Below are 9,421 nucleotides of genomic sequence, written 5' to 3' on the forward strand. Positions count from 1 at the left end.
ACTAGTCGTCGGCAGCGTCAGATGTGTATAATAGACAAGACAGGGAGGGCAGCCGGGCAGGCGTGGCGTCACCGCCTGTCAGTGTCAGGCGCGCGCACCGTGCCCAGGTTCTCTCCACCAACGCTTCACACAACGACATCAGGAGGACGCCATGGGTGAGTGGACGGACAAGGCCAAGGGCAAGGTGAAGGAGACCGTGGGCGTGGCAACCGGTGACCGGTCCCTCGAGGCCGAGGGCAAGGCCGACACGCTCAAGGGCAACATCAAGGGCAAGGTCGAGGACGCCAAGCGCGTCATCAAGGACGCGGTGGACGGCGACAATGCGCCGCGCCGCGACGCCGACCTGAATCGGCCGTAGTCAGGCGCCAGCCTCCAGAAAAACGTTCGGGCCGCGGAAGCCAGTGTGCTTCCCGCGGCCCGCTCTGTTTCCAACCCGCTGTTGTGACCGGGCTGTCTCTTCGGGACGCGCCCCTGCTTCAGTTCCGCATCTTCTCGCAGGGACACGCCACTTCGAGGAAGGTGGTGGATTTGCCACTCACCATCACCCAGAGACAGCGCAGCACACAGGCTGTTCCGAACTCCCGGTAGATGAGTCCCAGGTTGGCAACCACCTCACGTCCGGTGATGACCCCGCGCATGTCCCGCTCCCTTGCTTCCGTCCGACCCGCCGCCCATGGCAAGGTGACTTGCCGCTCGAAGGTCATTGCAAAGGGCCGGCCGTTCTTCGGGACCTGCTCTCCTGACCCAATGTCCTGGGCTGAACATTACAACGCATTGAACTGCCGACCTCGGCTGCACGCCTGCCCGCGTCACGGTGCGTGCGACGGAAGCGCGCACTGAAAACGTTACAGACACCTTCGTCTCACGCGTAACGGAGGACCTGTCTCCGTGCCAGGGACGGGCGGGCAGTGGGGGCCCTTTCGCCCGGTCGCGGGAGCAGCGTCCCTGCGGGGGGCGTGGCACATCCACGGTCAGGCCTGAATGTATGTGCATGAGGGCTTCGCGCGACGCGACAGCCCGTGACGCCGTGCAGCGGCCGTCCCGCCCGTGCGTGAGGGGAGTTCCCGCCAGGCCAGGACGTCCGCGCCGCGAGGTCGAGGAAGGAGGGAGTGAGATGAGACCGAACGTGTCTTCCAGGAGCAGTCTGCCCTTGTTGCCCGCGGGCCTGCTGCGCGCCCAGCGCGGGCTGAAGCGGGTGGTGGTGGGGCTGAACTTCTCCCTGCCGTCGGAGTTCGCGCTGGCGCGGGCGCTGCGGCTTCCGCTGGCGCAAGGGGCGGCCTTGAGCGTGCTGCACGTGAGCCCGCCGCTGGATGGCCACCACGGGCCTGACGGCACGCTGGCCGGAGAGCGCTGTCTGCGCCGCGCGGTGACGTCCGCCTGTCGGCGGTTGCGACAGCGGCCGGACGTGGACGTGCGCGAGGAGCTGCGCACCGGGGATGCGCCGCGCGTGGCGGCGGAGCTGGTGAAGGAGCAGGGCGCGGAGGTGCTGGTGGTGGGCCGGCCCTCCATGAAGTACCCGGCGGAGTCCCTGCCCGACGCGTGCATGGTGATGCGGCTGGTGCGCGAGGTGGACACCTCCGTGCTGGTGGTGGTGCCGCACCCGGTCCGCGTGTACCACCGGCCCCTCGTCGCGGTGAGCTTCTCGCGCGAGTCGCGGCGGGCGCTGGAGCTGACCCTGCGCCTGTGCCCGTCCTCGACGCCCGTGGAGGTGTTGCACGTCGCGGACACGTGCGAGGAGGAGGCGGCCCTCCGACAGCGACACGCGCCGCTGGAGGACTGGCTCCGGCTGCGGCAGGAGCGCGAGGGCGCGGCGAGGATTGCGCTCGGACGCTTCCTGGCGCCGTACCGGGAGACGGGCCGCGAGCTGGGCATCCGCGTGCGCACCGGCGCTCCCCAGGAGGGCATCCTGGCGGAGTCGCTCGAGCGTGACTCGGACCTGCTGACCCTGGGCATGTCGTCGGCCCCGCCAGGCCCGGCGCTCATCCAGCGGGTGCTGGGGCACTCGCGCTGCGACGTGCTCATCTCCCGCCACGTCGCCCCGTCCGCCGTCCTTCCCGACGGTGAGCCCCCGTCCCGCTCCGTGCCCAATGATTAGGAGCATGGGAGCGTAGGAGCAGGCGTCTCCGCCGTCCCCGGTCTTCCCGTCAGCAACGGGAAGCCAGCGCGGCGGCCGGGGGCGCGTTATGAGGGGCGGCACCTTGTCACCCCCCGTCACGCCACCGCCACCGTCCCTCCGCTCCCGCCTGAAGAACGCGGGGATTCTCTTCAAGCAGCTACCCGGCACCTTCCGCCTCTTCTGGCAGGCGAGCCCCCGGGGCGCGGTGGTGCTGGGGCTGCTCACGCTGGTGGCGGCCGTGCTGCCCGCGGCCATCGCGTGGGTGGGCAAGCTCATCGTGGACACGGTGGTGGCGGCGGCGCAGGGCGACACCACGGCGCACACGCGGGTGCTGGGGCTGGTGGCCACGGAGTTCGGGCTGATGGTGGGCTCCGCGGTGGTGGACCGGGGGCTGACGCTCACGCGGGATCTGCTGCGCGCGCACCTGGGCAACCTGCTCAACGAGCGCATCCTCCACAAGGCGCTGGAGCTGGAGCTCAAGCACTTCGAGGACTCGGACACCTACGACAAGATGCAGAACGCGCGGCGCGAGGCGAACGCGCGCCCGCTGTCGCTGGTGATGCAGGCGTTCAGCATCGTGCGCAACGTCATCACCCTGTCCACCTACGCGGTGCTGCTCGTGTCGCTGTCGCCGTGGAGCGTGGGCGTGCTGCTGCTCGCGTCCATCCCCGCGTTCATCGCGGAGGCGAGGCTGGCCGCGGAGGGCTTCCGGCTCTACTCGTGGCGGGCTCCCGAAGGCCGCAAGCTCAACTACCTGGAGTGGATCCTCACGCGTGACAGCACCGTGAAGGAGGTGAAGCTCTTCGGGTTGGGGCCGCTGGTGCTGGGGCGCTACCGCACGCTGTTCCAGAAGTTCTTCGCGGAGGACCGGGCGCTCGCGCGCAAGCGCATGGCGTGGGGGCTGGGCCTGGGCCTGTTGTCGCTGGCGGCCTTCTACGGCTGCTACCTCTTCGTGGCCAGCCGCGCCGCGGCGGGCCGCATCTCCGTGGGCGACATGGTGCTGTACCTGTCCGTGTTCCGGCAGGGGCAGGCCGCGTTCCAGGGCATCCTCACCAGCGTGGGCTCCATGTACGAGGACGCGCTCTTCATGAGCAACCTCTTCGCCTACCTGGAGATCCCCACGACGGGGGAGACGCCGCGCGTGCTGCCCGCGCTCAGCCCGCCCCGGGGGCCGGGCAACGCCATCGAGCTGCGCGACGTGTCCTTCCGCTACGCGGGCAAGGACGCGTGGGCGCTGCGCAACGTGTCGCTGACGCTCAAGCCCGGCCAGAAGCTGGCGCTGGTGGGGGAGAACGGCGCGGGCAAGAGCACGCTCGTGAAGCTGCTCTTGCGCATGTACGAGCCGACGGAGGGGACCATCCTCTACGGCGGCGTGGACACGGCGGCCATGGACGTGGGCGACCTGCGCAGCCGCTTCGGGGCGGTGTTCCAGGACTTCGTGCGCTACCAGTTCAACGTGGCGGAGAACATCGGGCTGGGGCACGTGGCCGCGCTGGATGACCGGCCGCGCATCCACCGCGCGGCGGAGCAGGGCGGGGCGAACTCGGTCATCGAGGCGCTGCCCGGCCAGTACGACACGATGCTCGGCGGCTGGTTCGAGAAGGGCCAGGAGCTGTCCAGCGGCCAGTGGCAGAAGCTGGCGGTGTCGCGGGCCTTCATGCGCGACGACGCGGAGGTGCTCATCCTGGACGAGCCCACCGCGAGCATCGACGCGGAGGCCGAGCACGCCCTGTTCGAGCGCTTCCAGGCGCTGGCCGCGGACCGCATCGCCATCGTGATCTCCCACCGCTTCTCCACGGTGCGCATGGCGGATCAGATCGCCGTGCTGCACAACGGGACGGTGCAGGAATTGGGCGGCCACGACGAGCTGATGGCGCTCGACGGGCGGTACGCGCACCTGTTCCGGCTGCAGGCGCGCGGCTACCAGTGAGGCGGGGCGCGGCGCCTCAACGACAGTCAGGCCCGCTGTCCCCTGGGGATGGGCCCATCAGGGCGTGAGACGAAAAGCCTTGGTGTTCCCCCCGACAAGGGGCTCTTGTCCGGAGCGGCTCACCGGAAAGGCGCCCATGTATCACTGCCCGAAGTGCAAGCAGGAGTTCGTGGTCAACGCCTTCCTCGTCGGTGAGGCGGAGATCGCCAAGGCCTGTCCGCACTGCAAGGCGGGCAGGGCGGTCGTGGGCGGAGGGGCGAGCAGTGCGCCCCACCGGCTGCGCGAGAGATACGCCAACTCCGCTCGCGGCATGGGTGGGACCCTGGTCATCTGGATTGGTCAAAGCGACAACCCGGGGCAGGTGCGCAACACGCAGCTCGTCCAGGACTCCGAGCGCGCGGGCCTCATCGTCGAGCAGGGCTATCGTGAGGCATTGGGAGGTGTCTGCAATGCCATCGTCACGGAGTTCTTCCGCGTCCTGCTCACGGGGGGCTCCCTCGTCCCCTTCTACCAGGACATGCTGTCCATCAACGACTTCTACCGCGAGCTTCAAGCCGACTACGCCCGGACGATGCAGGCGTACAGGCTCGCGGCGAACCTGGTGCAGAAGAACAACCTCCTCTTCCAGAAGTACACGGCGCTCCTCGCCGCCGGTGGCGCGGCGCGGCCCGCCATCAGGGCGCACTGGGAAGCGGAGCGTGCACGCTCCCTGAAGAGCATGGATGACAACGCCGACAAGGCGCTCCTGTTGGTCAAGCTGCTCTACACGACCCGGAACCTGGTGAGCAGCGGCATCACGGACACGTTGGTCCAGAAGAATCAGGCGCTGGATGCAGCCATCGCCCTGAAGGCGAGCTCCTCCGCCGGCTGCTACCTGTTCGCCCTGCAGGGTGACAACAAGGGACACGCGGTCGGCATCCACCGGACCCGGAACCTGTTCAGCGACGACCTGCTCCTGTTCATCGACCCGAACACCGGCGTGTTCGCATTCCGCGACCCCGCCGCCTTCAACGCCTTCATCCAGATCTACTGGGCCGCGACGCTGGCCCAGGAGTACAGGGCCGGCACGATTTGCCAGTACGCGCTGAAGAAGAAGTAGGTCAGGTCTTGTACCAGACCTGGTGGGGGATGAGCGTGGGCATGTCGTTGTAGAGCGCCTCCCAGAGCTTCACGAGGAAGGCGACGAGCGCCTTGGGTTCCTGGATGAACCGGAACTCTCCCACGTTCGGGTCGAAGAACTCGTACACCCTCTTGAACCCCAGGCCCCGGCGCAGTGCTTCCTCTTCGCTCATGAGCGGCTCGTGGATGTAGAAGGCCACCGCATGCCCCACCTTCTTCTCCTCCGAATCCAGTTGGAGGATCAATCCCTGGTATTTCGAATGGGGTTCATCCTCCATGTCGAGCAGGGCGGTCGAGACAATCGACGTGAACGCGGCGGCGGTGGGGTGGTCCTTGCTCACCTCCACCTTCTTGAGGGTGAGCGCCTGCAATTCCTTCCATCCGAACTCCTGCGCCTCCTTGTCCGCCAGATACAGGAACCTGGAATGGATGGCCTTCGGGTCGTACTTCAGCTTCGACAACTGCAAGGCATACTCCATCGTCATCGCCATGGAGGGGGCCTTGAGTTGCAGGTCATGGATGGTGATGTGTTTGGTGGCCAGGTTCATCCTTGCCTGTTGACTGGCGAATTCGGAGTGGTCGAAGTTCTTTCCGCCCGCCATCTTCCGGCGCAGCCAATCCATGCTCATGCCCAGGCACACCCCGCCCCGGCTGCTGATGCGTCCGTCCGACGCCTGATCCCAGAGATAGACCAGCCGCTTTTCCTGCTTCGCTTCCGTCTTGAGCGTCGCGAACTTGATTGGATCGACCGGCACGTACCCTCCCGCGAATCCAGGAGAGTGTGGGCGAGATCCCCTCTGGGTGAAATGCCGGTCGCTCGATTCTCGTCGCACCCTACCCGTCAGGTCAGGGCGCGCGGCCACCCGTGCGCGGGGTTCAGGGAGCGCTGGCCGGGGCCGGACGGGCGGCTCCACCGGGCAGGTGGTCCCGGATGACGCCCAGCCAGTACGGCTTGCCGTAGTACTGGCTCATCTTCCCCAGCCGCTGCCCGTTGAGGAACAGGAGGAAGGTGGGGATGCCGTGCAGGCCGAAGCGCGTGGCCAGCGCCTCGTGCTCGTAGGCGTTGACCTTGACGACGCGCAGGGGCGCGCCCTCCAGCTCCGCCAGGAGGTCGGGTTCGGCCGCCGCGTAGATGTCGCAGTTCGGGCAGCCGGGGCCCCAGAAGTCCACCACCACCAGCTCGTCGCGGGGTTCCAGGACGAGCGCGTCGAAGGTGTCGGTTGTTGCCTCGTAGCTCACGGGATGCGCCATGCCGTCCTTCCTAACCGGGGGCGGTCCGGGCTTCCACCCTGGCTGGCAGGCCCCGGAGCAGGCGGGCTTGGGGCATGGAGGGGGGGCCGTGTCAGGTTCTCCAGATATGTCTCCTGGGAGGCCTGGAGGTGTCGGGTGGACGAAACCCGACATGCACACTGCGCACGGGGGCCCAGGCGCCGTAAGGTGCGAGCCCCGGTGGCTGTCGAAGTCGTGGAGGGGTCATGCACGAGTGGTTGGAGGCACTGCGCAAGTCGGCGAAGGCGACCTCGGAGGGGGTGCTGGCGGAAGAGGTCCGCCGTGCCGAAACGGAGTGTGGCGTCCCGTTCCCCGCGGATCTCGCGAACCTGTACCAGACGCTCAACGGCGGTGAGTTCCAGGGAGACGTGCGCCTGTACCCGCTGCGGGGGGAAGAGGGCGCGCCCAGTGTCCTGGAGAAGAGCCGGCTGAGCCTGGTGGGCCTGCCCGTCGCGGGCGTGTGGCGCTTCGGGTTGAAGGGGCCGCACCGTCACCTGTTCGTCGCGCGCAAGTCCGCGATGGAGGAGCAGGGGGATGGCGGAGGGGCGCTGCCCGGCTGGATGGAGACGCTGGACTCGGACGACTGGGTCTTCGGCACCTGGGAGAGCGAGAAGCGGGAGATGCGGCTGTACCGCACGCTCAAGGACATGCTCGAGGTGCTCGTCCCCCCCGTCGAGGTGGAGAGCTTCGGGGAGCGGACCTTCGCGCGGGCGATGAACGCCGTGTTGCAGGGAGCGCTGTCCGGCGCGGAGGTCGAGACGGGGGCGGAGGACGAGGACAGCCGCCGCACGGCCTTCGAAGGGGAGACGGAAGCGCCGCCCACGGACGCGAGGGACCGCGACTACTCGCGCGACCTGGCCGCCCTGGCCCAGGACGCTGACGAGGACTCCGAGCGCGAGAGCGACGAAGATGCACAGGAGGAGGGGGCCCAGGAGGAGCTGTTCGAGGCGCCCGAGCCGTCGCGTCCCGAGGCGAAGCCGGCGCGAGCCCCCGCCGCGAAGAAGGGTCGTGCGACGCTGGCCATCGTGCCTCCGTCCGATGAGGCCACGTCCGCCCCGGCCTGGGGAAGCGCGCGGAAGGCCGCGACCGCTCCGGAGTCCGCCCGGAAGGCCGCAGCGAAGCCCGCACTCGCGACGGAGCCCGCCCGCAAGTCCGCGACGAAGCTCGAGCCCACGCGCAAGGCCGTAGCGAAGTCCGAGCCCACGCTGGAGCCCGCCCGCAAGTCCGCGACGAAGCCCGAGCCCACTCGCAAGGCCGTAGCGAAGCCCGCCCGCAAGTCCGCTGGCGCCCGCAAGGCTACTGGGAAGGCGATGTCCGCAGCGCGCGCCCCTGCTCCGACAAGCGGTGGAGCACGCAAGGCCGCCGCGAAGAAGGCTGCCCCTTCGCGTGGTGGTGCCGCGAAGAAGGCCGCCGCGAAGAAGACGGCCGTTCCCTCGCGAGGCGCCGCGAAGAAGGCCGCCGCGAAGAAGGGCGCTGTCGCCAAGAAGGGCGCGGCAGCCAAGAAGGGCGCGGCAGCCAAGAAGGGCGCCACCGCGAAGAAGGGCGTCGCCTCCAAGCGTGGCACCGCGAAGAAGGCCGCTGCCCCGAAGCGGAGCGCGGTCGCCGCGAAGAAGACCGGCGCTCGCAAGGGCGCCGCGAAGACGGCAACCCGCGGGCCCGCGGCGAAGAAGTCCACGCGTCGGCGGTCCTGACGCCGCATCTCTGAAACAAGGGCGCGTCCCGCTTGAGGGACGCGCCTTTTTGACCCCGCCCCGACCCTCGGGTCGAGGGCGCGCCTACCCCTCGGGGAGCTGGTCGGACAGATGCACGCGGGGACGCGGGTCGTCCGGCCGCGCGGTCAGCTCGCGCTCCTCTTCTTCATCCTCGTCGCCCCGGCGGAACTCCTGGATCTGATCCGGAAGGATGTCCCGGGCCTCCGCCTCCTCTTCCATGGGGGGCGACATGGCCAGGTCCTGATCCGTGATGTTGATCTCGTCCTCTCCGGTGTCGGGGTTCCGGTGGCGCAGCGAGGTGGACTCGCCCACATCCTCGTCTCCAAGCTTGTTGAATCGCATGGGGTCTCCTCGACAGGGACGGTTGAGAAAGCTTCCGTGTCCCCACGAAAATGAGACCCCCGGACGGGGCTGGCAATCCCAGCCGCACGCCTGCCTGCCGGGCCCGGCCCGCCTCAGCGAGGGGCTGTTGGTGGCCGGCTGTTGAGGCTGCCGGGCTCCACCTTCAGGAGCACCATCCCCAGTGCGAGCACGCGGGAGAGCGTCTCGCGCAGCGTGTAGCGCCAGGGGGTCGCGCGGCCCTCGTCCGCCGCCACGCCCCACGCGTCGATGCCCACCGAGTTGGCGATGAACAGCGCCCGCGACAGGTGGAAGCGCTGGGTGACGAGCACCGCCCGGTTCGCCCCGAACACCGTGTGCGCCCGCAGGCAGCTGTCATAGGTGGACAGCCCCGCCTCGTCGCCCAGCACCGCCGCGTCCGGCACTCCACGCTCCACCACGTAGCGCCGCATCGCCCGCGTCTCGTCGTGGAAGGGCGCGGAGTTGTCCCCGCTCACCAGCAGCGCCTGCACCTTGCCCTGCCGCCAGAGCGCGATCGCCGCGTCCAGCCGCTGCGCCAGCACCGGTGACGGCACCGCGCCCGGCGCGAGCCCCGCCCCGAACACCAGCGCCAGGGGCGCCTCGGGCGCCTCCGTCAGGGGCACGATGCGGCCCTGGTAGCGCAGCCGGACGAACTGGGACAGGGCGAGCGTCGTGAGCACGGCCAGCCCGAGCAGCCCCAGGCTCCTGCGCACCCACACCCTGCTCGTGCCGCCAGCCTTCATGGACCCCGCAGAACGGTCGGAAGGGTCCATTCTCTTCCGGCCCGCCGTTCCCGGAAAGCGAACCTTGCGGGCCGGACCCCGGAAGTGTCCATGCCCGCCCGGCCCCTGGCCGACCGGCGCCCCACCCATGCAAGCAGGGCGCCCGGGCCTGTCCCGGACCTGTCTCTTATAC

The 9,421-nt window shown here is 69.2% G+C and carries 10 protein-coding genes; 5 read left to right on the top strand and 5 right to left on the bottom strand.

Features of this window, described 5'->3' with window-relative positions; all coding sequences use genetic code 11:
* Positions 1–151: 151 nt before the first annotated feature.
* Positions 152–358: a CsbD family protein gene (locus D7X12_RS34960; RefSeq protein WP_120629543.1), complete on the top strand. Its 207-nt coding sequence runs from the start codon at positions 152–154 to the stop codon at positions 356–358.
* Positions 359–476: 118 nt separating this feature from the next.
* On the opposite strand, the gene D7X12_RS43545 is transcribed toward D7X12_RS34960, so the two are convergent.
* A complete protein-coding gene (locus tag D7X12_RS43545; RefSeq protein ID WP_167508789.1) occupies positions 477–638 on the bottom strand; it encodes a hypothetical protein in 162 nt (53 codons plus the stop codon).
* Positions 639–1,114: 476 nt separating this feature from the next.
* On the opposite strand from D7X12_RS43545, the gene D7X12_RS34965 reads away from it, so the two are divergent.
* From D7X12_RS34965 to D7X12_RS34975, 3 genes are all read left to right on the top strand, one after another.
* A complete protein-coding gene (locus tag D7X12_RS34965; protein WP_208719480.1) occupies positions 1,115–2,095 on the top strand; it encodes a universal stress protein in 981 nt (326 codons plus the stop codon).
* An 88-nt stretch (positions 2,096–2,183) separates the two neighbouring features.
* Positions 2,184–4,046, top strand: coding sequence for an ABC transporter ATP-binding protein (locus tag D7X12_RS34970; RefSeq protein WP_120629545.1), 1,863 nt, complete (start codon positions 2,184–2,186; stop codon positions 4,044–4,046).
* A 136-nt stretch (positions 4,047–4,182) separates the two neighbouring features.
* A complete protein-coding gene (locus D7X12_RS34975; RefSeq protein ID WP_120629546.1) occupies positions 4,183–5,145 on the top strand; it encodes a hypothetical protein in 963 nt (320 codons plus the stop codon).
* A gap of 1 nt (position 5,146) precedes the next feature.
* On the opposite strand, the gene D7X12_RS34980 is transcribed toward D7X12_RS34975, so the two are convergent.
* Positions 5,147–5,920, bottom strand: a complete 774-nt coding sequence (locus D7X12_RS34980; protein ID WP_120629547.1) for a hypothetical protein — start codon at positions 5,918–5,920, stop codon at positions 5,147–5,149.
* 121 nt (positions 5,921–6,041) lie between these two features.
* The gene (locus D7X12_RS34985; RefSeq protein WP_120629548.1) at positions 6,042–6,416 is read right to left on the bottom strand and encodes a thioredoxin family protein; all 375 of its coding nucleotides are present in this window, start codon (positions 6,414–6,416) and stop codon (positions 6,042–6,044) included.
* A 224-nt stretch (positions 6,417–6,640) separates the two neighbouring features.
* Here D7X12_RS34985 and D7X12_RS34990 point away from each other — a divergent pair, with 224 nt between their 5' ends.
* Positions 6,641–8,125 (top strand): hypothetical protein, encoded by a 1,485-nt coding sequence (locus D7X12_RS34990; protein WP_120629549.1) that lies wholly within the window; start codon positions 6,641–6,643, stop codon positions 8,123–8,125.
* Between the two features lie 84 nt (positions 8,126–8,209).
* Here the strand turns inward: D7X12_RS34990 and D7X12_RS34995 are convergent, their stop codons facing one another.
* Together D7X12_RS34995 and D7X12_RS35000 are read right to left on the bottom strand one after the other, a co-directional pair.
* The gene (locus D7X12_RS34995) at positions 8,210–8,488 is read right to left on the bottom strand and encodes a hypothetical protein (RefSeq protein ID WP_120629550.1); all 279 of its coding nucleotides are present in this window, start codon (positions 8,486–8,488) and stop codon (positions 8,210–8,212) included.
* 113 nt (positions 8,489–8,601) lie between these two features.
* Positions 8,602–9,249 (bottom strand): SanA/YdcF family protein, encoded by a 648-nt coding sequence (locus D7X12_RS35000; protein WP_120629551.1) that lies wholly within the window; start codon positions 9,247–9,249, stop codon positions 8,602–8,604.
* Between the last annotated feature and the right edge of the window lie 172 nt (positions 9,250–9,421).

It is taken from the genome of Corallococcus sicarius (assembly GCF_003611735.1).
GTDB classification, from domain to species: domain Bacteria; phylum Myxococcota; class Myxococcia; order Myxococcales; family Myxococcaceae; genus Corallococcus; species Corallococcus sicarius.

Excerpts from the sequence above, each read along its gene's own strand:
- D7X12_RS34960 (WP_120629543.1), top strand. The coding sequence starts at position 152 with ATGGGTGAGTGGACGGACAAGGCCAAGGGCAAGGTGAAGGAGACCGTG.
- D7X12_RS43545 (WP_167508789.1), bottom strand. The coding sequence starts at position 638 with ATGCGCGGGGTCATCACCGGACGTGAGGTGGTTGCCAACCTGGGACTC.
- D7X12_RS34965 (WP_208719480.1), top strand. The coding sequence starts at position 1,115 with ATGAGACCGAACGTGTCTTCCAGGAGCAGTCTGCCCTTGTTGCCCGCG.
- D7X12_RS34970 (WP_120629545.1), top strand. The coding sequence starts at position 2,184 with ATGAGGGGCGGCACCTTGTCACCCCCCGTCACGCCACCGCCACCGTCC.
- D7X12_RS34975 (WP_120629546.1), top strand. The coding sequence starts at position 4,183 with ATGTATCACTGCCCGAAGTGCAAGCAGGAGTTCGTGGTCAACGCCTTC.
- D7X12_RS34985 (WP_120629548.1), bottom strand. The coding sequence starts at position 6,416 with ATGGCGCATCCCGTGAGCTACGAGGCAACAACCGACACCTTCGACGCG.
- D7X12_RS34990 (WP_120629549.1), top strand. The coding sequence starts at position 6,641 with ATGCACGAGTGGTTGGAGGCACTGCGCAAGTCGGCGAAGGCGACCTCG.
- D7X12_RS34995 (WP_120629550.1), bottom strand. The coding sequence starts at position 8,488 with ATGCGATTCAACAAGCTTGGAGACGAGGATGTGGGCGAGTCCACCTCG.
- D7X12_RS35000 (WP_120629551.1), bottom strand. The coding sequence starts at position 9,249 with ATGAAGGCTGGCGGCACGAGCAGGGTGTGGGTGCGCAGGAGCCTGGGG.